This is a genomic window from Actinomadura miaoliensis, assembly GCF_039536785.1.
Lineage (GTDB): Bacteria > Actinomycetota > Actinomycetes > Streptosporangiales > Streptosporangiaceae > Spirillospora > Spirillospora miaoliensis.
Genome location: NZ_BAAAZG010000031.1, coordinates 39085 through 61787, shown reverse-complemented (window position 1 = coordinate 61787; position 22703 = coordinate 39085). Strand labels below are relative to the sequence as shown.

The following is a 22703-nucleotide window of genomic DNA, read 5'->3' as shown; positions in this document are numbered from 1 at the left end:
TCTGGGGGTCTGATAGTTGGGACGTGTACCGAGGGCCGCGCGTTCTACCGTCTCGGGGCCCGTAGAATCTGGGCCCGTGACAACGCCCAGCACTGAGCGCGGCCAGGCGGCCGCCCACGTCGACCTGCCCACCAAGTACCAACCGGCTGACGTCGAGGGCAGGCTGTACGAGCGCTGGGTATCGGCAGGGTACTTCGCCGCCGATCCGGCGCGGAACCCCGGCGGTCCGGCCTATTCGATCGTCATCCCGCCGCCCAACGTGACCGGCTCGCTGCACATGGGCCACGCGCTGGACCACTCGATCCAGGACGCGCTCGTGCGGCGCCGCCGCATGCAGGGGTACGAGACGGCGTGGGTGCCCGGCATGGACCACGCCGGGATCGCCACCCAGAACGTGGTGGAGCGGGAACTGGCCAAGGAGGGCAAGTCCCGGCACGACCTGGGCCGTGAGGCGTTCGTCGAGCGGGTCTGGGCGTGGAAGGCCGAGTCCGGCGGGCGCATCCTCGGCCAGATGCGCCGCCTGGGCGACAGCGTGGACTGGGGCCGCGAGGCGTTCACCATGGACGACGGCCGCGCCCGCGCCGTCCGCACGATCTTCAAGCGGCTGTTCGACGACGGCCTGATCTACCGGGCCGAGCGGATCATCAACTGGTGCCCGCGCTGCCTGACCGCGCTGTCGGACATCGAGGTCGAGCACGCCGACCGCGAGGGCGAGCTGGTGTCGATCCGGTACGGGTCGGGCGAGGACGAGATCGTCGTGGCGACCACCCGGGCCGAGACGATGCTCGGCGACACCGCCGTGGCCGTGCACCCCGACGACACGCGCTACAAGCACATGGTGGGCCGGGAGATCGAGCTGCCGCTGACGGGCCGGCGCATCCCGGTGGTGGCCGACGAGCACGTCGACCCCGAGTTCGGCACCGGCGCGGTGAAGGTCACCCCGGCGCACGACCCCAACGACTTCGAGATCGGGCGGCGGCACGACCTGCCCTCGCTGACGATCATGGACGAGCGCGGCGTGATCACCGCGCACGGGCCGTTCCAGGGCCTGGACCGGTTCGAGGCGCGTCCCGCGGTGGTCGCCGCGCTGCGCCAGCAGGGCCGGATCGTCAAGGAGGTCCGCCCGTACGAGCACTCGGTCGGGCACTGCCAGCGCTGCTCCACCGTCGTGGAGCCGCGGGTGTCGCTGCAGTGGTTCGTCAAGGTCGCGCCGCTGGCCAAGGCCGCGGGCGACGCCGTCCGCGACGGCCGCGTGCGGATCCACCCGCCGGAGATGGCGGCCCGCTACTTCGAGTGGGTCGACAACATGCACGACTGGTGCATCAGCCGCCAGCTGTGGTGGGGGCACCGCATCCCGGTCTGGTACGGCCCGGACGGCCAGACGGTGTGCCCCGGCCCGGACGAGGAGCCGCCCGCCGGGTGGACCCAAGACACCGACGTCCTCGACACCTGGTTCTCCTCGGCGCTGTGGCCGTTCTCCACGCTCGGCTGGCCGGACGACACGCCCGACCTCAAGCGCTTCTACCCGACGTCGGTGCTGGTCACCGGCTACGACATCCTGTTCTTCTGGGTGGCCCGGATGATGATGTTCGGGCTGTACGCGATGGACGGGGTCGAGCCGTTCAAGGTGATCGCGCTGCACGGCATGGTGCGCGACCAGCACGGCAAGAAGATGTCCAAGTCGTTCGGCAACGTGGTCGACCCGCTGGACTGGATCGACCGCTACGGCGCCGACGCCACCCGCTTCACGTTGCTGCGCGGCGCCAACCCCGGCGGCGACGTCCCGGTGGCCGACGAGTGGGCGCAGGGCTCGCGCAACTTCTGCAACAAGCTGTGGAACGCGACCCGGTTCGCGCTGATGAACGGCGCGCACGTGCGCGGCGAGCTGCCGTCCGAGGGGCTGACGACCATCGACCGCTGGGTCCTGTCGCGGCTCAACAAGGTGATCGCCGAGGTCGACGCGTACCTGGAGTCGTTCGAGTTCGCCAAGGCGTGCGAGACCCTCTACCACTTCGCGTGGGACGAGGTGTGCGACTGGTACGTCGAGCTGTCCAAGGTGCAGCTGGACGACGCCGCGACCGCCGACGCCACGCGCCGCGTCCTGGGCGAGGTGCTGGACAGCCTGCTGCGGCTGCTGCACCCGGTCATCCCGTTCGTCACCGAGGAGCTGTGGACGTCCCTGACGGGCGAGGAGACCCTGGTGCGGGCCGCCTGGCCGCAGGCGGACGCGGCGCGGCACGACGACGGCGCCGAGGCGCTGGTGGCGTCGTTGCAGCGGCTGGTCACCGAGGTCCGGCGGTTCCGCGCCGACCAGGGCCTCAAGCCGGGGCAGCGGGTGGCCGCCGCCCTGGAGTGGGGCGGGTCGCCGCTGTCCGGCCACGAGGAGGGCGTGCGGATGCTGCTGCGCCTGGACGCGCCGGGCGAGGGCTTCTCGGCCACCGCGTCGCTGCCGGTGGAGGGCGTGACCGTCCGCCTGGACACCGCCGGGGCCATCGACGTGGCCGCCGAGCGCAAGCGCCTGGAGAAGGACCTCGCCAACGCCCGCAAGGAGGCCGACCAGTCCCGGCGCAAGCTCGGCAACGAGTCGTTCATGGCCAAGGCCCCGGAGGCCGTGGTCGCCAAGACCCGCGACCGGCTGAGCCAGGCCGAGGCCGACATCGCCCGCCTGGAATCCCAGCTGGCCGCCCTGCCCACCGCCTGACCGCCTCCCGCCACGTCCCACCGTTGCGCGGTGGGACGTGGCGTTGCCGTCAGGTGTGCGGAACGCGCGGCATGCCCGGCTCTGCGGCGTTACGATCCCGTGTGATCGTTGTGGTGGTCCGCGTGCTTCGGGGCTCGATGTAAGTGTCGGGAGGTCAGGTGGCTGAATCGCCCCATCGCTCCGATGTGCCGGACGAGGCGGGTGACCGGGCGGTCCCCGCGTCCGCGCGTCCCGTGCCTCCGGTGGGCGCCTCCGCGCCTCCCGTGGCGTCCGCCGTGCCCACCACGGCCGTCGACGTCGAGATGCCCGCCCTCGACGGCACCGCGACGGGTCCCGACGGGTCCTCGGCGGAGCTTCCCGCGCAGCCGTGGTGGATGCAGGCTCCTCCCGACCTGGCCTCCGGGCCGCAGCGCATCCCCGACCTGGCCGGGGCGTCCGGGGACGTCTCGACCGGCCCGCACGCCCTCCCCAGGACCAACGGGGCGCTGACGTCCGGTGGGCACCCCGTCGTGACGTCCGGTGGGCACCCCGTCGTGACGTCCGGCGGGCACCCCGTGGTGACCTCCGGTGGGCATCCGGTGGTGACGTCCGGCGCGCACCCGGTGGTGTCCACGGGGCCGCAGCGCGCCGTCGGCACCGCGCAGGCCTCGTCCGGGAGGGCGTCCAACGGGCAGGTCCCGTCCGGCGTCTCCCCGGCGAAACGGCGCACCGCCCGCCGCTACGTCGTGATCATGGCGGCGGCCGCGTCCGTCGGGCTGGTCGCGGCGCTGGCCGTGGGCGCGCTGGTGCTGCGGCAGGACGGCGCCTCCGGCGAACGCGACGGCACGAAGGTGCCCCGGCACCGCGTCACGGCGGCGGCGGTCGCGGGCGGCCTGCAGCGCACCCCCGGCATGCCCGCCGCCAGCGCCGCCTACCCGTTCCTGGCGTCGGCGGTGCGGGCGGGCGGCGCCGAACGGCCCGGCAACGTGGCCGCCGTGTACGCCGACCTGCCGCAGCGCTCGCAGAACGTGGTGTTCCTCGGCGGGACCGGGAAGATCGGCGACCCCGCCGCGTTCCTGCGCAAGGCGCGTCCCGGCACGGTGCTGACGGCGCGGGACGTGAAGCCGGGCAAGGGCGGCGGCCGCGGCGTGTGCGGGACGTTCGCCGTCCTGTCCGACGTGCACGTCTACTGCTCGTGGGCGACGGAGTCCTCGTTCGGGTTCGTGGCGTCCAACATGCCCACCGTGGGCGACGGCACCCCCGCCATGGCCGATCTGATGCGCCGGATGCGCGCCGACCTGGAGAAGTGACTCAGACGGTGAACAGCCGGCCGGTGTCGGCGTCCACCAGGTCGAGCACGAGGCCGACGAAGTAGACGGTGCCGAGGGCGACCACGTGCCGCCCCAGGCCCGCGACGCGCTCGCGGGTCAGGTCGGACGCGTCGATCACCGTCCAGTGCGGCGGCAGCGGCCGGGTGAAGCGCAGGTGCCGGTACGGCAGTCGTACGAACGTGACCGGCAGCGCCCCCAGCGCGGCCACGGCGCCGTCCAGGTCCTTGTGGTCGGGCAGGCAGACCAGGGCGTGGTCGACGGCGCCCCAGCGGGCGTGCGCGGCGTCCAGGGCCGCGGTGACGCCGGTGCCGTCGATCGCCGAGTCCGCCATGACCTGGGTCGCCGTGCCGGGCAGCCGGTGCCACGACAGGCGGCCCGGCAGCCGCACCGACTCCAGGACGGACCGCAGCCGCGACACCGTCGGCCTCGGCACCCCACGCGCCCGCAGCAGCCGCAGCCCGGCGGTGACGCCCACCACGGCGCTGACGCGCCCCAGCCCTTGCGGCAGCGCCCCGGCGGGCACCTCGCCGCCGTCGCCCGCCACGTACTCGACGGTGGCGGCGCCGCCGGTGCGGGCGGCGACCACGCCGTCCAGCATCTCGGCGACCGCCGGGTCCTGCGGAGCCGACACCACCGCCCGCGTGCCCCGGGCCGCCACCCCCGCCTTCTCCGCGGCGATCGCCACGACGGTGTCGCCGAGCACGCCCAGATGCTCACCGAAGATCGGCGTGATGGCGACGACGGCCGGGGCGAACAGCGACACCTCGTCCGACCGTCCGCCCATGCCCGCCTCCAGCACCAGCGCGTCCGCGCCGACGCCGGCCCCGTGCGCCGCCCCCGCGACGGTGAACAGCCCGGCGGGCGACAGGTAGCCGGGCCCGGGAGGCGGCATCCGGCGCAGCGCGTCCTCGATCCGGCCGCCCAGCGCGCGCAGGGCGTCCTCGCCGATGGCGCGGCCGTCCACCCGGATCCGGTCGGTGTTGCCGCGCAGCCCGGGGCTGGTCACCGTGCAGACCCGCCACCCGGCCGCGGCCAGGCAGGCGGACGCGAACGTGGCCGCCGTGCCCTTGCCCTTGGAACCCACCACCGTCAGCACCGGGACCCGCAGGTCCCCCACGCCCAGCAGGCCGGCGACGCGGCGCGCCCGCCCCAGGTCGCGCGTCTGGCCGCGACGCCGGGCATGCCACTCGCGGAAGAACACCTCGTCGGCGTCCATCACACCCCCCGATCACACCCCGGCCGTGCCCCGACGATCCATGCTCGCAGGCCGGGAGTCCCGGCCGATGCGCGGACGGGCGGCGATAGGCTGCAGAGGTCGGTCGACGCAGCATGGAGCATCGTGAACCACGTGGAAGAGCCGTCGGACTACCCCGCCGCCGTCCGGGAGATCATGAGCCGCGGGGTCGAGTGGGAGATCGAACCGTCCCTCGACCGCATCCGCGACCTGGTGGACGTGCTGGGCGAACCGCAGCGCACCTACCCGGTGATCCACATCACCGGCACCAACGGCAAGTCCAGCACCGCCCGGATGATCGAGACGCTGCTGCGTGAACGCGGCCTGCGCACCGGCCTGTACACCAGCCCGGAGCTGACCGCCCTGCACGAGCGGATCGCCGTGGACGGCGAGCCGATCGGCGAGCGCCGCTTCGTGGAGGTGCTGCGCGACATCCTGCCCTACGTGCGGCTGGTGGACGACAAGCACGGCGTGCGGGTGTCGTTCTTCGAGGTGCTGACCGCGATGGCGTACGCGGCGTTCGCCGACGCGCCGGTGGACGTTGCCGTGGTCGAGGTCGGCATGGGCGGCGCGTGGGACGCCACCAACGTCGCCGACGGGGACGTGGCCGTCGTCACCCCCATCGGGCTCGACCACACCCGCCACCTCGGCGACACGATCGAGAAGATCGCCACGGAGAAGGCGGGGATCATCAAGCCGGGCGCGGTGGCGGTGCTGGCCCAGCAGCCGCTGCCCGCCGCCGAGGTGCTGCTGCGCCGCGTGGCCGAGACCGGCGCGGTGGCCGCCCGCGAGGGCATCGAGTTCGGCGTGCTGCACCGGGACGTGGCGGTCGGCGGCCAGCAGCTCAGCCTGCGCGGCCTGCACGGCACCTACGACGACATCTTCCTGCCGCTGTTCGGCCACCACCAGGCGGCGAACGCGGCCGTCGCGCTGGCCGCCGTCGAGGCGTTCGCGTCCGGAGCGCCCACCCGCGGCCAGCCGAGCCTGGAGGCGGCCACCCGGATCGCCGCCGGGGACGACTACGCGGGCGGCGAGGAGGGGCAGCTCGACCCGGCGCTAGTGCGCAGCGGGTTCGCCAAGGCCACCTCGCCCGGCCGCCTGGAGGTGGCGCGCACCGGCCCGACCGTCCTGCTGGACGCGGCGCACAACCCGGCGGGCATGGCCGCGACGGTGGAGGCGGTCCACGAGTCGTTCGGGTTCAGCCGCCTGGTCGGGGTCGTCGCCGTGGCCGCCGACAAGGACGTGCCCGGCCTGCTGGACCAGCTGGAGCCGGTGCTGGCCGAGGTCGTCGTCACCCGCAACCCCTCGCCGCGCTCCATGCGCGCCGAGGAGCTGGCGGAGCTGGCCGAGGGCGTGTTCGGCGCCGAGCGGGTGCACCTGGTGCCGCGCCTGGACGACGCCATCGACCGCGCCATCGGCCTGGCCGAGGAGACGGGCGAGTACGCGGGCGCCGGCGTGCTGATCACCGGGTCGGTGGTCACCGTCGGCGAGGCCCGCACCCTGCTGCGCGTCGGCGCCCCGGCGGCGGAGTGAGGGCACCGGCGAAGTGAGGGCGGGGACGACGCGGTGACGAGCGGAGCGAGGCGATGAGACGGCTGCTGGCGACGGTGCTGGGGTGCGAGGCGATCGTGATCGCGCTGGCGATCCCGGTGGCCGTCACGGTGCTGGGCGTGGACGGGGCGGTGGCCGGGGCGGTGTGCGGCGGGCTGGCCGTGCTGTGCGTGGTGCTGGCCGGGCTGCTGCGCTTCGGCTGGGCGGTGCCCGCGGGCGCCGTGCTGCAGATACTCATCATCGCCACCGGATTCATGGTGCCGACCATGTTCTTCCTCGGCGCGCTGTTCGGCGCGTTGTGGGTCACCGCCATTTGGCTCGGACGCAAGGCGGAGAACGCCGGGGCGCGTTAAATTCGGAGACGACGGCACGTCAATCGTCCGCCGAAATTCCGCCATTTCGATTTAACGCGCAATTCGGGCACCCGGCCGCGGGGAAAGGCGTCGGCGGACGACCATCTCCCAAAGGAGCAAGGCCGTGTCCTCCGACCCGTCACGCGACCAGTCACGCGATCGTCTCGCCGACCCGACCCGGACCGTGGAGTTCGGCGCGCCCGCACCCGTCCAGAACGGCGCCGCGCCCGCCCGGCAGCCCCCGCCCGAACACGAACACGAGCACGAACACGAGCACGACCGCGGGGACGGCAGCCGCGCGCGGACGCTGGCCGTCATCGCGGTGACCGTCACCGTGCTGCCCGCCGTGGCGCTCACGCTGCCGGGCGGCGGCCACGGCGCCCTCGACGCCGCGCGCGACGAGCTGCGCCTGAACGACGCAGGCGCCGCCGACCTGGTGCGCGCCACCGGCGCCACGCTGCCCGCCCTGCTGGTCGCCGTGCCGCTGGCCGCCGTGACCGTCCGCCGCCTGCCCGCGCGGCCCGTGCTGGCGGCCGGGCTGCTCTGCCTGCTGGGCGGGCTGGTCGCCGTCCGGTACGCCGGCTCGGTCCCGTTCCTCGCCGCCGCCAGGGCGGCGCAGGGCCTCGGTGCGGGCATCGCGCTGCCCGCCGCGCTCGTCCTGGCGCTGGAACGCCGCCGCGCCCTGCCGGTCGCGCTGTGGGCGGGGACGCTGGCGGCGGTGCTGCTGGCCGCCATGCCGGTGGCGCTGCGCGCCGCGCCGCGTCCCGACCCCGCCACCGGCGCCGTCGACTGGCGCCTGGCCCTCGCCCCGTACCCGCAGGTCGCCGCCGTGGCGCTGGGCGCCGCGCTGCTGTGCCTGCTGCTGCGGGACACCGCGCCGGCGGATGCGCCGCCCGCCGCCCGCGGCGCCGCGCGCAGCGCCGAGCGCGGGCAACTGCTGCTCCCCGCCGCCCCCGCCGCCGGGCTCGGCTTCCTGGCGGTGGTCACCACCTACGGGTGGTCGCCCGGGGCGCGGCTGGTCGTCGCGGGCGTCGGGGTGGTGACGCTGCTCGGTCTCGCCCTGACCGGCGGCCGCGACGACATCGCCGCCAACGCGCGGACGACGCCCGACTCCCGGGCCTGCGCGGTCGTCATGGTCGCCGTGGGGCTGCTGGCGTTTCCGGTGACCGGCCCGCTGGCCGGGCTGGTGCAGGCCGCGGCGGGGGAGGGCGGCGGCGTGTCGCCGGTCCCGTTCGCGGCGGCAGCCTGCGCCGCCGTGGCCGGGGCGCTCGCCACCGTCCGCCTGCCGCCGGAAGGCGCGCGGGGAGCGGTCCACGGCGGCTTCGGCCTGGTGGTGGTCGCCGTCCTGCTCACCCTCGCCGTGGACGGTACGGCGGGCCGCTGGACGCTCACGGCGTGCCTGGTCCCGCTGGGCGCGGGCCTGGGCACGGCGCTGGCCGCGTCCCTGCGCGGGACGAGCGCCGGCGCGGCCCTGTACGGGCTGTCGCTGTGCCCGCCCGCGATCCTCACCGGGCAGCTCATCGTGCTGTCGCTGCAGGCGGGGCAGTGGCAGCGGGCCCGTCCGGAGTCCGCGGCGCAGCAGTTCTACGCGCTGAGCGCCGGCTACCGCGTCTGGCTCATCACCGCGGGCGTCCTCGCCGTCGCCCTGGCCGCCGCGGCCGGCCGACGGGCGCCGTCAGGACGGACGAGCGAGGCGGTTTCAGGCGGCGGGGAACGGTAAGCTTCGCGCGAGAGGCAGTGGTGTGCAGGCCCTTCAGGGCCCGGCCCCCTTCGCCGTGGGCGCCCGCGACCGGCGCGTCCCCACCTCCAATCCGCACGCATGAGGAGTGAACCACCCGTGTCCGAGCGCACTCTTGTCCTGGTCAAGCCCGACGGCGTCCGCCGCGGCGTCATCGGCGAGGTCATCTCGCGCATCGAGCGCAAGGGCCTGAAGATCGTGGCGCTGGACCTGCGCACGCTGCCGCGGGAGACCGCCGAGGCGCACTACGAGGAGCACGCCGAGAAGCCGTTCTTCGGCGAGCTGGTGGAGTTCATCACCGGCGGGCCGCTGGTGGCGATGGTGGTCGAGGGCCCGCGCGCCGTCGAGGCGTTCCGCGCCCTGGCCGGCGCCACCGACCCGGTGAGCGCCACCCCCGGCACCATCCGCGGCGACTTCGCCCTGGAGATCGGCGAGAACATCGTGCACGGCTCCGACTCGACCTACTCGGCCGAGCGGGAGATCAAGCTGTTCTTCCCCGACCTGGGCTGAGCACCCCCGGGAGGGGGCGATCGAGGCAACGCCGACACACGCGGGCCGGGTCATCCGGCCCGCGTGCGCTTTAACGAGAACTGCCTGCTCGACGCCGGTTTTTTGATCGACTCGCGGAGCCGGGGTGCCTGCCTGGCCCCGCTTCGTCGCGTTACGATGGGGACGCCGCTCTAGACGCCCGCCGACATCGAAGGGCTCCCTTTCTTCATGGGTAACAAGCTGTCGTTTCTCGGCCGTGACATGGCGGTCGACCTCGGAACCGCCAACACGCTGGTTTACGTGCGCGGGCGCGGCATCGTTCTGAACGAACCGTCCGTCGTCGCGATCAACACCAATACCGGCAAGATCGTCGCGGTGGGCATCGAGGCGAAGCGGATGATCGGCCGTACCCCGGGCAACATCGTCGCGGTACGCCCGCTGAAGGACGGCGTGATCGCCGACTTCGACGTGACCGAGCGGATGCTGCGCTACTTCATCCAGAAGGTGCACAAGCGCCGGCACTTCGCCAAGCCGCGCATCGTGGTGGCGGTGCCGAGCGGCATCACCGGGGTGGAGCAGCGCGCCGTGAAGGAGGCCGGCTACCAGGCCGGTGCCCGCCGGGTCTACATCATCGAGGAGCCGATGGCCGCGGCGATCGGCGCGGGCCTGCCGGTGTACGAGCCGACCGGCAACATGGTGGTCGACATCGGCGGCGGCACCACCGAGGTCGCGATCATCTCGCTGGGCGGCATCGTGACCAGCCAGTCGGTCCGGGTCGGCGGCGACGAACTCGACCAGGCGATCATCTCCTTCTCCAAGAAGGAGTACTCGCTGATGCTCGGCGAGCGCACCGCCGAGGAGATCAAGATGGCGATCGGGTCGGCGCATCCGGGCGGCGAGGACGAGCCGCACGCCGAGATCCGCGGCCGCGACCTGGTCAGCGGGCTGCCCAAGACCGTGGTGATCTCCGCGGAGGAGGTGCGGCGGGCCATCGAGGAGCCGGTCAACGCCATCGTCGACGCGGTCAAGACCACCCTGGACAAGTGCCCGCCCGAGCTGTCGGGCGACATCATGGACCGCGGCATCGCCCTCACCGGCGGCGGCGCCCTGCTCAAGCAGCTCGACGAGCGGCTGCGCGAGGAGACCGGGATGCCCATCCACCTGGTGGACAACCCGCTCGACTCGGTGGTGCTGGGCACCGGCAAGTGCGTGGAGGACTTCGAGTCGCTGCGCCAGGTGCTGGTCCCCGAACCGCGTCACTGAGCCGGGCGCGCGAGTTTCTCTTCTTGTGGGGGGACGACCCCCCACGCCCCCCGCGAGACGGAAACGGGAGGTCGGTGGGTGAAGGACACCCGGCGGACCCGTTGGGTCCTCGGCGTGCTGCTTGCGGTGGCGCTGACCATGATCACGGTGGACTACCGCGGCGGGCAGCACTCCCCGCTTTCGGGCCTGCGCGGTCTGGGCGCGGCCGTGTTCGGCCCGGTCGAGCGGGCCTCGGCGTCGGTGGTGCGGCCGGTCGGCAACACCGTCGACGCGATCACCGACGCGCCCGGTGAGCGCCGCCGCGCCGACCGGCTGGAACGGGAGAACCAGCGGCTGCGCGAGCAACTGCGCGCCGGCCGCATCGACGCCTCCCGCAACCAGCAGCTGCACCGGCTGCTGGGCTCGGCCGGCATCGGCGGCTACAAGATCGTGGCGGCGCAGGTGATCTCGGCCGGGCAGGGCTTCGAGGAGACCGTCACCATCGACGTCGGCAGCCGCAGCGGCGTGCGCCGCGACATGACGGTGATGAACGCCGACGGCCTGGTCGGGCGGGTCACCCGGGTCGGCCCGGCGACCGCCACGGTGCTGCTGGCCACCGACGTGGCGTCCTCGGTCGGCGCGCGCCTGGAGGACTCCCGCGAGATCGGCATCGTCCAGGGGCGGGGCCGCCGCGGTCTGAGCGCGGGCAACGACGCGCCGCTGAAGTTCCAGATGCTCAACGCCAACGCCCCGCTGCGGCCGGGCCAGCGGCTGGTGACGCTCGGGTCGCAGGGCGAGCGCCCCTACGTGCCGGGCGTGCCGATCGGGGCGGTCGAACGCATCGAGAAGCCCGAGGGCGGCCTCACCCGCACCGCCTACCTGCGGCCGTTCGTGCGGTTCAGCAGCCTGGACGTGGTCGCGGTGGTGGTCGCGCCGCCCAAGAGCGACCCGCGCGACGCGGTGCTGCCGCCCAAGCCGAAGCCCACGCCGACGCCGACACCGACGCCCACGCCGTCCGCGTCGTCCAGCGTGACACCGTTCGCCACGCGCGGCGGGGCTCCCGAGGGCACGCCGTCGTCCCCGCTGAGCTCACCGGGCGCCACGCCGCTGGAAAGCGAGACCACCGGCGGACGCGGCGACCGCGGCGACCGCGGCGGGCGTGAGCCGTCCACGGGCACGTCCACCACGCCGACCTCGGAGGGCTGACGTGCTGCGCGCGCCCATGACCAACCCGCCGGAACCGTCGACGGCCGGGCGGGGCCTGACCGCCGCCCTGGTGATCGCGGTGGCGCTGATCCTGCAGGTGTCGGTGGCCAACCGGCTGCCGCTGCCCGGTGACGTCACACCGGACCTGGTGCTGCTGGCGGTGGTGGCGCTGGCGCTGGTCAACGGCTCGCTGACCGGTGTGGTCACCGGGTTCTGCGCCGGGCTGGCCGCCGACATCATCCCGCCCGCCGACCACACCCTCGGCCGCTACGCCCTGGTGTACTGCCTGATCGGTTACGCGTGCGGGATGGCCGCCGCGGAGCTGGACCGGCAGACCTTCGTGCCGTTCATGGCGGTGGCCGTCGGCGCGCTGGCCGGGACGGTGCTGTACGCGATGACCGGCATGCTGCTGGCCGACCCGCGCGCGAGCTGGGACGTGGTGTCGCGGATGGTGCCGCTGCAGGTGCTCTACGACGTGCTGGCCAGTCCGTTCGTGGTGTGGGCGGTGCTGCGGGTGACCCGCCGCTACGACCGGGGCGACAAGGGCCGCGACCGGTTCGCGGTGCCCGCGGCCCGCTACCGCGCGATGTCCGGGCGGGGCGGCGGGCTGTGAACGCGCGCACGCACTTCCGGCTGGTGGTCCTGTACGTGCTGGTCGGCGCCCTGCTGTTGGTGCTGATGGGCCGCCTGTGGACGATGCAGGTGCTCGACGGCGAGCACTACCGGCAGGTCGCCGCGCAGAACCGCACCCGCGACATCGTGGTGCCCGCCATCCGCGGCATGATCCTGGACGACAAGGGCCGTCCGCTGGTGCGCAACCGCACCGCGCTGGTCGTGTCGGTGGACCGCACGACCTTGATGCGGCAGAAGGACCGGGGCGAGGCCGTGCTCAGGCGCCTGGCCGGGGTGCTCGGCATCGGCTACGACGAGCTGCAGAAGCGCATCCGGCTGTGCGCGCCCGGCATCCAGCGTCCGTGCTGGCCGGGTTCGCCGTTCCAGCCGATCCCGGTCGACGACCGCGTCGACCCCAAGCGCGCGCTGCAGATCATGGAGCGGCAGGAGGAGTTCCCCGGCGTGACGGCGCAGTTCCAGGCCGTCCGGGAGTACCCCGAGCCCGAGGGCGCCAACGCCGCGCAGGCGCTCGGCTACCTGCAGCCCATCACCCAGGACGAGCTGGACAAGCGCAAGGGCATCCGGGTCACCGGGTACAGCGGCGTCGACCTGGTCGGCCGCGACGGGCTGGAGGCCGCCTACGACGCCGACCTGCGCGGCCGTCCGGGGGTGCGGCGGGTGCTGGTCGACAGCCAGGGCCGTGTCACCGGCACCGCGTCCGAGCAGGCCGCCCTGCCCGGCGGTCACCTGGTCACCAGCATCGACGCGAAGGTGCAGGGCGCGGCCGAGCAGGCGCTGCGCAACGCGATGAAGAGCGCCCGCTCGCAGGGCCACCCGGCCGACGCGGCGGCCGCCGTGGTGCTGGACGTGCAGACCGGCAAGGTCGTGGCGCTGGCGAGCATGCCCACCTACGACCCGTCGGTGTGGACCGGCGGCATCTCCCAGGAGAAGTACGACGCGCTGCTCGGCAAGAAGCAGGGCGAGCCGCTGATCTCCCGCGCCACCCAGGGCCAGTTCGCGCCGGGCTCCACGTTCAAGATCTCCTCGACGGCCGCGGCGGTGGCCGACGGCTACTCGCTCAACGGCATCTATCCCTGCCCCGGCTCCTACAACGTGGGCAGCCGCGCCTTCCGCAACTTCGAGGGCCAGGGGCACGGGGACATGAACCTGCACAGGGCGCTGGTGGTGTCCTGCGACACGATCTACTACAAGTTCGCCTACGAGGAGTGGCTGCGCGACGGCGGCACGAAACCGCGCGCCAACCCCAAGGACCCGATGGTGGCGATGGCCCGCAAGTGGGGCTTCGGCAGCCGTACCGGCATCGACCTGCCCGGCGAGAGCACCGGGCGCATCCCCGACCGGGGGTGGAAGCGCCGCTACTGGGAGGCCACCCGCGCCGCCGACTGCAAGGCGGCCAAGCAGGGCTACCCCAACCTGGAGCGCACCGACCCCGGACGCGCCGCGTACCTGAAGGCGATCGCCGCCGAGAACTGCGCCGAGGGCTACGTGTGGCGGGCCGGTGACGCCGCGAACTTCTCCGTCGGGCAGGGCGACGTGCTGGTGACGCCGCTGCAGCTGGCCCGCGCGTACGCCGCGGTGGCCAACGGGGGGCGGCTGGTCACCCCGCACCTGGGCGTGGCCGTGGTCCGCTCGGACGGCTCGGTGGTGCGCCGCGTCCCGCCGCCCCCGGCCAAGAAGCTGGACGTCGACCGCAAGGTCCTGGACTACATGCGCGACGCGCTCGCCGACGTCACCAAGGAGGGCACCGCGGCCGGGGCGTTCGGCGGCTTCGACCTCAAGAAGGTGCACGTGGCGGGCAAGACCGGTACCGCCGAGGTCTACGGCAAGGCCGACACCTCCTGGTTCGCCTCGTTCGCCCCGGCGGACAAGCCGAGGTTCGCGGTGGTGGCGATGATCGCGCAGGGCGGCACGGGCGCCTCGGCCGCCGCGCCCGCCGTCCGCGAGATCTACGAGGCGATCTACGGGCTGAAGAAGGACGCCAAGCCCGCGCTGGAGAACGGCGAGCTGCCCAAGGACCTGCCCAAGCCCCCGGCCGGATCGGGCGGGGTGATCGGCACGAGTTCCGACACGACGCCGAGCGCCTCCCCGAGCGCGTCGCCGGGCGCGTCCGCGGGCGTGTCCCCGGGGGCGTCGCCGGACGACTCGCCGGGCGGCGCGCCGAACACCGTGCTGACCGACGGGCCGGGCCTGCCGCCGAGCACCGCGCCGCGCCAGGAGCCCGGCACGACGCCGAGGACGGCACGGTGATCGGCGGCGGGCTGGGCTCCGGCGGCGCCGGGGCGGGCGTGGGAGCGGTCGGCGGCTACGGCGACCGGACCGTGTGGCGGCGCCGCCTGGCGGGCATGCGCCGCCTGGACTGGACGCTGGTGCTGGCCGCGTTGGCGCTGTCGGTGGTGGGCACCCTGCTGGTGCGCTCGGCCACGGTGCCGCTGCTGACCGAGCAGGGCAGGGACCCCGAGACCTTCGTCCAGCGGCACCTGCTGAACCTGGTCATCGGGTTCGTGCTGGGCACCGTGGTGGCGCTGCTGGACTACCGGCTGCTGCGCGCGTACGCGCCGATCCTGTACGGGCTGGCCTGCGTGGGCCTGGTGGCGGTGCTGTCCCCGCTCGGCGAGACGATCAACGGGTCGCACTCGTGGATCGTGCTCGGCGGCGGGTTCCAGGTGCAGCCGTCGGAGTTCGCCAAGGTCGGGCTGGTGGTGCTGCTGGCGATGCTGCTCGGCGAGCCGCGCGATGGCGAGGTCGGCCCGAGCAGCAAGGACATCCTGTGGGCGCTGGCGCTGGCCGGACTGCCCGCGGCGCTGGTCATGGGCCAGCCCGACCTGGGCACGACGCTGGTGTTCGGCGCGGTGGTGCTGGGCATGCTGACGATCTGCGGGGTGCGCAAGCGCTGGCTGGCCGGGCTGGTCGGCGGCGGCCTGCTGGCCGGGTTCCTGGTGTTCTTCTTCGGGTTGCTCAAGCCGTACCAGATCGCCCGGTTCACCGCGTTCCTCGACCCCTCGCACGACCCGCGCGGCGCCGGCTACAACGCCCAGCAGGCCAAGATCGCCGTGGGGTCGGGGGGCGTGTTCGGCAAGGGCCTGTTCCACGGCGAGCAGACCGGCGGCCACTTCGTCCCCGAGCAGCAGACCGACTTCATCTTCACCGTCGCCGGCGAGGAGCTCGGCTTCATCGGGGCGGCCGCGATCGTGGTGCTGCTCGGCGTGGTGCTGTGGCGGGGCCTGCGCATCGCCACCCAGGCCGCCGACCTGTTCGGCACGCTGGTGGCCAGCGGCGTGGTGTGCTGGCTGGCGTTCCAGTCGTTCGAGAACATCGGCATGACGCTGGGCATCATGCCGATCACGGGACTGCCGCTGCCGTTCGTGTCCTACGGCGGCTCGGCCACGTTCGCCAACATGATCGCCCTCGGCCTGCTGCAGGCCGTCCACCTGAGACGCAATCCCTTCGACTGACCGGGGGACCCGACCGGTGGGTCGTTCCCACGGGGGGTTCGACCGGCGGGACGTCCACCCCGGCGACTCGACGGATCCGCGCGCGGTCGTGGGCGCCGGTAGGCTGAAAAGCCCTGAGTGAGCTTTGCATCCCGCGTCCACATCATCGGAGGCACCGTCATGCCGGTCGAGTCGATCTTCCCGCGTCTGGAGCCGCTGCTCCCGCGCGTGCAGAAGCCGATTCAGTACGTGGGCGGCGAACTGAACTCCCAGGTCAAGGACTGGGACGAGGCAGAGGTGCGCTGGGCGCTGATGTACCCGGACGCCTACGAGGTGGGGCTGCCCAACCAGGGCGTCCAGATCCTCTACGAGATCCTCAACGAGCGCGAGGGCGTGCTGGCCGAGCGCACCTACTCGGTGTGGCCGGACCTCGAGAAGCTGATGCGCGAGCACGGCGTCCCGCAGTTCACCGTCGACGCGCACCGCCCGGTCGCCGCGTTCGACCTGCTGGGCGTGAGCTTCGCGACCGAGCTGGGCTACACCAACCTGCTGACCGCGCTGGACCTGGCGGGCATCCCGCTGGCTGCGGCCGAACGCGGCGACGAGCACCCGATCGTGCTCGCCGGCGGGCACGCCGCGTTCAACCCCGAGCCGATCGCCGAGTTTCTGGACGCGGCGGTGCTCGGCGACGGCGAGGAGATCGCGCTGGCGATCACCGAGGTGGTCCGGGAGTGGAAGGCCGAGGGCCGTCCCGGCGGCCGCGACGAGCTGCTGCTGCGGCTGGCCTCCTCCGGCGGGGTGTACGTGCCGAAGTTCTACGACGTGACGTACCTGCCGGACGGCCGCATCCAGCGGGTCGCGCCCAACCGCCCGGGCGTGCCGTGGCGGATCGCCAAGCACACCGTCATGGACCTGGACGAGTGGCCGTACCCGCGCAAGCCGCTGGTGCCGCTCGCCGAGACCGTGCACGAGCGCTACAGCGTGGAGATCTTCCGGGGCTGCACCCGCGGCTGCCGCTTCTGCCAGGCCGGGATGATCACCCGTCCGGTGCGCGAGCGGTCGATCACCACCATCGGCGACATGGTGGAGACCGGCGTCCGGGAGAGCGGCTTCCCCGAGGTGGGACTGCTCAGCCTGTCCAGCGCCGACCACAGCGAGATCGGCGACATCGCCAAGGGGCTGGCCGACCGGTACGAGGGCACCAACACCTCGCTGTCGCTGCCGTCCACCCGCGTGGACGCCTTCAACATCACGCTGGCCAACGAGCTGTCGCGCAACGGCCGCCGGTCCGGGCTGACGTTCGCGCCCGAGGGCGGCTCCGAGCGGATGCGCAAGGTGATCAACAAGATGGTCACCGAGGACGACCTGATCCGCACCGTGACCACCGCCTACGAGAACGGCTGGCGGCAGGTCAAGCTGTACTTCATGTGCGGGCTGCCCACCGAGGAGGACGAGGACGTCCTGGCCATCGCCGACATGGCCCGCCGGGTGATCCAGGCGGGCCGGGAGGCCACCGGCCGCCGCGACATCCGCTGCACCGTGTCCATCGGCGGGTTCGTGCCCAAGCCGCACACCCCGTTCCAGTGGGCCGCGCAGTGCGACCACGAGACCGTCGACCGGCGGCTGCGCGCCCTGCGCGACACGCTGCGCAGGGACAAGGAGTACGGCCGCGCCATCGGCCTGCGCTACCACGAGGGCAAGCCGTCGATCATCGAGGGCCTGCTGTCGCGCGGCGACCGCCGGGTCGGCGCGATCATCCGCGCGGTGTGGGAGGACGGCGGCCGCTTCGACGGCTGGAGCGAGCACTTCTCCTACGACCGCTGGGTGGCCTGCGCCGACAAGGCCCTGGCCGACGAGCCGGTCGACCTGGACTGGTACACCACGCGCGAGCGCGACGAGGTCGAGGTGCTGCCCTGGGACCACCTGGACGCCGGTCTCGACCGCGAGTGGCTCTGGCAGGACTGGCAGGACGCCGTCGACGAGACCGAGGTCGAGGACTGCCGCTGGACGCCCTGCTACGACTGCGGCGTCTGCCCGACCATGGGCACCGAGATCCAGATCGGTCCCACCGGCCGCAAACTCCTTCCCCTTTCGGTCGTCTGACCTGGCCTTGACCGCCTGTGCCCGCGCGCCCGACGGCGTGGGCACGGGCGTCCGGAGCCTGTTCCGCCCGCCGTTCACACGGGGCGGAGCACGGCCCGTCCCGGCCGATGCGGGGGTGTCTGGGGCCGGGCGTGGGCGAAAGGGGGGCCGGGGGCCCGTACTCTATAGGGAGACGTTTTCGACTCGATGCGAGTAGGAAGGACTGGAGCCCTGGCACCCCAGCCGGAGGGTCCCGCGCCGGCCCCCGTGATCCAGCGCCTGCGCGTGCGGTACGCCAAGCGCGGCAGGATGCGGTTCACCAGCCACCGCGACATCTCCCGGGCCGTGGAACGCGCCGTGCGGCGCGCCGGGATCCCTGTCGCGTTCAGCGCGGGATTCACCCCGCACCCGAAGATCTCGTACACGGGCGCGGCGGCGACCGGGGTCGCCAGCGAGGCCGAATACCTCGAACTCGGGCTGACCGAGACCCGCGACCCTGCGCGGGTCCGCGGCGATCTTGACGCCGCCCTGCCCGCCGGCCTGGACGTCCTCGACGTGGTGGAGGCCCGGCCGCCGGCCCGCGCGGGGGAGGCGCAGGCCGCACGGCCCGCGGCGCTGGCCGACCGGCTGGAGGCGTCGCTGTGGCAGGTGCGGCTGGACGGCGTGGACGCCGAGGCCGCCGCGAGGGCCGTCGACGCCTTCGTCGCCGCCGACCGGATCGAGGTGGAACGCCTCACCAAGAAGGGACGGCGCCGGTTCGACGTGCGCGCCGCCGTGTCCGCCTGTGAGCTGGACCGGCGCGCCTCGGCGGCGGCGGATGCCCCTTGTGCGATACTTCGAATGGTTGTTCGGCATACCACACCCGCCGTACGACCCGACGACATCCTCGCCGGACTGCGTCAGGTCGCCGACCTCGCGCCGCCGTCGCCGCCGCTGGTGACCAGGCTGGCGCAGGGGCCCGTGGACGCAGGCACCGGTGAGCTCGCGGATCCGCTGGATCCCGACCGGGAGACCGTGGCCCCGTCCGGCGACGACGCCGCGGCGGGCCATGGCCCTGCGCGCACGCAGAGCGCGGAGCCCGCGAGCGTGGATGCCGTCAGCGCCCGTCCGTAAGGGCCGAAGCCGTGCCGGACGCACGGAACCGGTCTCCAGGGAACGGCGGGCGCGCCCCCGACGACTTCGTCGTCGCTGCCGGATCGCGGTCCGGACGTGACGGCGCCGATTGACTGACGGAGAGAGCTCCCGTGCGGCGCACCGCACCGCACCGCCCCCGGGGCGGAGCGCGTGGTCGCGCCCGGGAGCCTGACGGGAGTTGCCCGCATGTTGGAGAACGAAGCCGATCCGGCCACTGCCGAAGGCACAGATAACGAGATCACTTCCGCGGACCCCGCCGCAAGCGCCCCACGGCGCCCGCGCCGCCGGGCCGCCAGCCGCCCCGCCGGCCCGCCCCCCGAGGTGGACGAGGCCCCCGCCGTGATCACGGTGTCGTCCGAGGCGTCCGGCCCCGCGACGCGCGACGGGCAGGAGCCCCCGCGGGCGGCCGCCGAGGCCGCCGCGCCCGCCGCACCGCCCGCCGAGACCTCCGGTGAGACGACCGGCGAGGCGTCCGACGAGACGGCACAGACGACCGAGCCGACGACAGAGCCGACCACTGAGCCGGCCGCCGAGACGAGCGCCGAGCCGAGCGCCGAGCCGAGCGCGGAGCAGGCCGTCGAGCCGGCCGCCGAGGAGCCCGCCCCCCGCAAGCGGGCCACGCGCTCGCGCGCCAAGACCGGCGACGAGGAGGCGGCCCCGCGCCGTACGCGCCGCCGCACCGCGGCCGCGGCCCCGCCCCAGACCGAACCGCAGCCGGAGCCCGAGCCGGAGACCCGGCCCGAGACGCGGCAGGCCGCGCAGGCCCCGGCCGTTCCGGTCGTCCCGCAGGTGCCCGAGGTGCCGGCCGTGCAGGGGCCCGAGGAGGGCGCCGAGACCGAGCCCGTCGCCGCGTTCGGCATTCCCTCGGTGACCTTCCAGCCGCCCATGGTCGTCTTCCAGCCGCCGCAGCCGGTGGCGCCCGCCCCCGCGCCCGCCGAGACGGCCGGCGACGCCGACACCGCGCAGGACGAGGACACCGGGCCCTCCGACCACGACGAGGACGACGACTCCGACCGTCCCTCGCGGCGGCGCCGCCGCCGGGGCGGACGCGGCCGTGGACGCGGCAAGGACGCCGGCGAGGACGACACCACCGCCGAGGACGACGCCGAGGCCCCCGAGCAGCAGCCCAAGGCCAAGGACGACGAGGCCAAGGACGCCAAGGCCAAGGACTCCAAGGCCAAGGACGCCAGGGCCAAGGACGCCAAGGCCCCCGCCGACGAGCAGGACGAGGCCGACGGCGACGACGAGGACGGCGCCGAGTCCGGCGCGTCCGGCACCAGCCGCCGCAGGCGGCGCCGCCGTCGCCGCTCCGGGACCGGGGACGGCGAACCGGCGGTGGCGCCCGACGACCCGCCCAACACCGTGGTGCACGTGCGCGAGTCGCGGCCCGCCGCCGAGGCCCGCGCGGCCGCCGAGGACGAGGTGCAGGCGGTGCGCGGCTCGACCCGGCTGGAGGCCAAGAAGCAGCGCCGCCGCGAGGGCCGCGAGCAGGGCCGCCGCCGCCCGCCGGTGATCACCGAGGCCGAGTTCCTGGCCCGCCGCGAGTCGGTGGAGCGGGTCATGGTGATCCGCCAGGAGGGCGAGCGCACCCAGATCGCCATCCTCGAGGACAACGTCCTGGTCGAGCACTACGTCAACCGCGCCACGCACCAGTCGTACGTGGGCAACGTCTACCTCGGCAAGGTGCAGAACGTGCTGCCGTCGATGGAGGCGGCGTTCGTCGACATCGGCAAGGGCCGCAACGCGGTGCTGTACGCCGGCGAGGTCAACTGGGACGTGGCGGGCCTGGAGGGCCAGCCGCGCCGCATCGAGTCGGCGCTCAAGTCCGGCCAGTCGGTGCTGGTGCAGGTCACCAAGGACCCGGTGGGCCACAAGGGCGCCCGGCTGACCAGCCAGATCTCGCTGCCCGGCCGCTACCTGGTGTACGTGCCGGACGGCTCGATGACCGGCATCAGCCGCAAGCTCCCCGACAAGGAGCGCAGCCGCCTCAAGCAGATCCTCAAGAAGATCATGCCGGACAACGCCGGGGTGATCGTCCGTACCGCCGCCGAGGGCGCCACCGAGGAGGAGCTGGCGCGCGACGTGTCGCGCCTGGCGGCCCAGTGGGAGAACATCCAGAAGCAGGTCAAGTCGGCCTCGGCGCCGTCGCTGCTGTACGGGGAGCCGGACCTGACCATCCGGGTCGTCCGCGACATCTTCAACGAGGACTTCAGCAAGCTGGTCGTCTCCGGCGACGAGGCGTGGGACACCGTCTCGGAGTACGTGCGGTACGTGGCGCCGCACCTGGCCGACCGGGTGGAGCGCTGGAACGGCGGCCCCGACGTGGTGTCGGTGTTCCGCATCGACGAGCAGATCGCCAAGGCGCTGGACCGCAAGGTGTGGCTGCCCAGCGGCGGTTCGCTGGTCATCGACCGCACCGAGGCGATGACCGTGATCGACGTCAACACCGGCAAGTTCACCGGCCAGGGCGGCAACCTGGAGGAGACGGTCACCCGCAACAACCTGGAGGCGGCCGAGGAGATCGTGCGCCAGCTGCGGCTGCGCGACATCGGCGGCATCGTGGTGATCGACTTCATCGACATGGTGCTGGAGAGCAACCGCGACCTGGTGCTGCGCCGCCTGGTGGAGTGCCTGTCGCGGGACCGTACCAAGCACCAGGTCGCCGAGGTCACGTCGCTGGGCCTGGTGCAGATGACTCGCAAGCGGGTCGGGCAGGGCCTGCTGGAGGCGTTCTCGGAGACCTGCGAGTGCTGCAACGGCCGCGGTATCCACGTCCAGCTCACGCCCGTGGAGCCCAAGCCGGACAAGTCGGCCGGCACCGGCGGCGGCCGCCGCCGCAAGCGCAAGGGCGAGGTCGAGAAGGCCGTCGAGGAGAAGCTGGCGCAGCACGAGTCCGTCAAGGCCGAGGCGGCGAAGGCGGACGCCGAGGAGGCGCCCGCCGAGGAGCCGGCGGCCGCGCAGGCCGCCGAGACCGCCGAGCGTCCCGCCCGGCGGCGCCGTTCCAGCCGGAGCAAGAGCGCGGCGGCCAAGGCCGAGGCGGAGGCCGCGTCGGAGGCCGCGCCGGCGGCCGAGGCCGCGAGCGACGAGGAGGAGTCGCCGGCGGAGGCGGCCGTGGAGGCCGCCGAAGCCGCGGCCGAGGCGGCCGAGGCCGTCCCGGGCACGCTGGAGGCCGTGGAGCCCGCCGACGACGGCGAGCAGCCCGCCGCGGCCGAGGACGGCGAGGAGGCGCCGACCGCGGCCAACGGCCGTCGCCGCCGCACCCGCCGGACCCGCGCGAAGGCGGAGGTCGGCGCGGCCGACGTCGGGCAGGCCGACGCCGAATAGGGCCGATGAGCCGGGCGCCCGGACCGGACCGCGTGGTTCGCGCTCCGGTCCGGGCATCCGGTACCCTTGGACTTCGGCGCGTGCGAGCGCGTCGTTCGGCTTCGCACCCCGAGCCCGAGGGATCGGGACGTGCGTCCCCCGCTCGTCCGGCGGGGTCCAAGCACAGAGCACCGGGTCCAGACCCCGGTGTGCCGCCTCCGGTTCCGGCCGGGGGTAGGCCCTCATCCGAGGGCTGGTGGAAGACCACGTGTGGGACCGGTTGATTCCGGAAGCGC

At 73.9% G+C, this 22703-nt stretch carries 15 protein-coding genes; 14 read left to right on the top strand and 1 reads right to left on the bottom strand.

The features are described from left to right. The first annotated feature begins 76 nt into the window (after window positions 1–76). Window positions 77–2701 (top strand): valine--tRNA ligase, encoded by a 2625-nt coding sequence (locus ABD811_RS22765; protein ID WP_344951147.1) that lies wholly within the window; start codon window positions 77–79, stop codon window positions 2699–2701. A gap of 158 nt (window positions 2702–2859) precedes the next feature. Then, a complete protein-coding gene (locus ABD811_RS22760; RefSeq protein WP_344951144.1) occupies window positions 2860–3990 on the top strand; it encodes a hypothetical protein in 1131 nt (376 codons plus the stop codon). A gap of 1 nt (window position 3991) precedes the next feature. Here ABD811_RS22760 and ABD811_RS22755 read toward each other — a convergent pair whose 3' ends face one another. Next, on the bottom strand, window positions 3992–5227 hold the full coding sequence (locus ABD811_RS22755; protein WP_344951141.1) for a folylpolyglutamate synthase/dihydrofolate synthase family protein: 1236 nt from the start codon (window positions 5225–5227) through the stop codon (window positions 3992–3994). Window positions 5228–5401: 174 nt separating this feature from the next. On the opposite strand from ABD811_RS22755, the gene ABD811_RS22750 reads away from it, so the two are divergent. The 12 genes from ABD811_RS22750 (at window position 5402) to ABD811_RS22695 (ending at window position 22428) form a co-directional block, all read left to right on the top strand. Beyond that, entirely contained in the window at window positions 5402–6778 is a 1377-nt protein-coding gene (locus ABD811_RS22750; RefSeq protein ID WP_344951182.1) for a bifunctional folylpolyglutamate synthase/dihydrofolate synthase, read from the top strand. A gap of 53 nt (window positions 6779–6831) precedes the next feature. Beyond that, the gene (locus ABD811_RS22745; RefSeq protein WP_344951138.1) at window positions 6832–7149 is read left to right on the top strand and encodes a DUF4233 domain-containing protein; all 318 of its coding nucleotides are present in this window, start codon (window positions 6832–6834) and stop codon (window positions 7147–7149) included. Between the two features lie 124 nt (window positions 7150–7273). After that, the gene (locus ABD811_RS22740) at window positions 7274–8869 is read left to right on the top strand and encodes a hypothetical protein (protein ID WP_344951135.1); all 1596 of its coding nucleotides are present in this window, start codon (window positions 7274–7276) and stop codon (window positions 8867–8869) included. Between the two features lie 117 nt (window positions 8870–8986). Further along, on the top strand, window positions 8987–9397 hold the full coding sequence (gene ndk / locus ABD811_RS22735; RefSeq protein ID WP_344951132.1) for a nucleoside-diphosphate kinase: 411 nt from the start codon (window positions 8987–8989) through the stop codon (window positions 9395–9397). Between the two features lie 207 nt (window positions 9398–9604). Further along, on the top strand, window positions 9605–10639 hold the full coding sequence (locus ABD811_RS22730; protein ID WP_285497226.1) for a rod shape-determining protein: 1035 nt from the start codon (window positions 9605–9607) through the stop codon (window positions 10637–10639). A 78-nt stretch (window positions 10640–10717) separates the two neighbouring features. Further along, window positions 10718–11824, top strand: coding sequence for a rod shape-determining protein MreC (mreC, locus tag ABD811_RS22725; protein ID WP_344951129.1), 1107 nt, complete (start codon window positions 10718–10720; stop codon window positions 11822–11824). Window position 11825: 1 nt separating this feature from the next. Then, window positions 11826–12437, top strand: coding sequence for a rod shape-determining protein MreD (gene mreD, locus ABD811_RS22720; RefSeq protein ID WP_344951127.1), 612 nt, complete (start codon window positions 11826–11828; stop codon window positions 12435–12437). Beyond that, a complete protein-coding gene (mrdA, locus tag ABD811_RS22715; RefSeq protein WP_344951125.1) occupies window positions 12434–14704 on the top strand; it encodes a penicillin-binding protein 2 in 2271 nt (756 codons plus the stop codon). Before mreD ends, mrdA begins: the two co-directional genes overlap by 4 nt. Window positions 14705–14799: 95 nt before the next feature. Further along, on the top strand, window positions 14800–15909 hold the full coding sequence (rodA, locus tag ABD811_RS22710; protein ID WP_425549447.1) for a rod shape-determining protein RodA: 1110 nt from the start codon (window positions 14800–14802) through the stop codon (window positions 15907–15909). A gap of 159 nt (window positions 15910–16068) precedes the next feature. After that, on the top strand, window positions 16069–17991 hold the full coding sequence (locus ABD811_RS22705) for a TIGR03960 family B12-binding radical SAM protein (RefSeq protein WP_344951178.1): 1923 nt from the start codon (window positions 16069–16071) through the stop codon (window positions 17989–17991). A 288-nt stretch (window positions 17992–18279) separates the two neighbouring features. Then, window positions 18280–19083 (top strand): TIGR03936 family radical SAM-associated protein, encoded by an 804-nt coding sequence (locus ABD811_RS22700; protein ID WP_344951175.1) that lies wholly within the window; start codon window positions 18280–18282, stop codon window positions 19081–19083. Between the two features lie 360 nt (window positions 19084–19443). Beyond that, complete coding sequence (locus ABD811_RS22695) at window positions 19444–22428, top strand: Rne/Rng family ribonuclease (RefSeq protein ID WP_425549446.1); 2985 nt, start codon at window positions 19444–19446, stop codon at window positions 22426–22428. The last annotated feature ends 275 nt before the right edge of the window (window positions 22429–22703 follow it).

Bases quoted from the DNA above. Each gene is read 5' to 3' on its own strand.
- ABD811_RS22730 (WP_285497226.1), top strand. From the start codon at position 9,605: ATGGGTAACAAGCTGTCGTTTCTCGGCCGTGACATGGCGGTCGACCTC.
- rodA (WP_425549447.1), top strand. From the start codon at position 14,800: ATGCGCCGCCTGGACTGGACGCTGGTGCTGGCCGCGTTGGCGCTGTCG.
- ABD811_RS22745 (WP_344951138.1), top strand. From the start codon at position 6,832: ATGAGACGGCTGCTGGCGACGGTGCTGGGGTGCGAGGCGATCGTGATC.
- ABD811_RS22755 (WP_344951141.1), bottom strand. From the start codon at position 5,227: ATGGACGCCGACGAGGTGTTCTTCCGCGAGTGGCATGCCCGGCGTCGC.
- ABD811_RS22700 (WP_344951175.1), top strand. From the start codon at position 18,280: ATGCGGTTCACCAGCCACCGCGACATCTCCCGGGCCGTGGAACGCGCC.
- ABD811_RS22705 (WP_344951178.1), top strand. From the start codon at position 16,069: ATGCCGGTCGAGTCGATCTTCCCGCGTCTGGAGCCGCTGCTCCCGCGC.
- ABD811_RS22750 (WP_344951182.1), top strand. From the start codon at position 5,402: ATGAGCCGCGGGGTCGAGTGGGAGATCGAACCGTCCCTCGACCGCATC.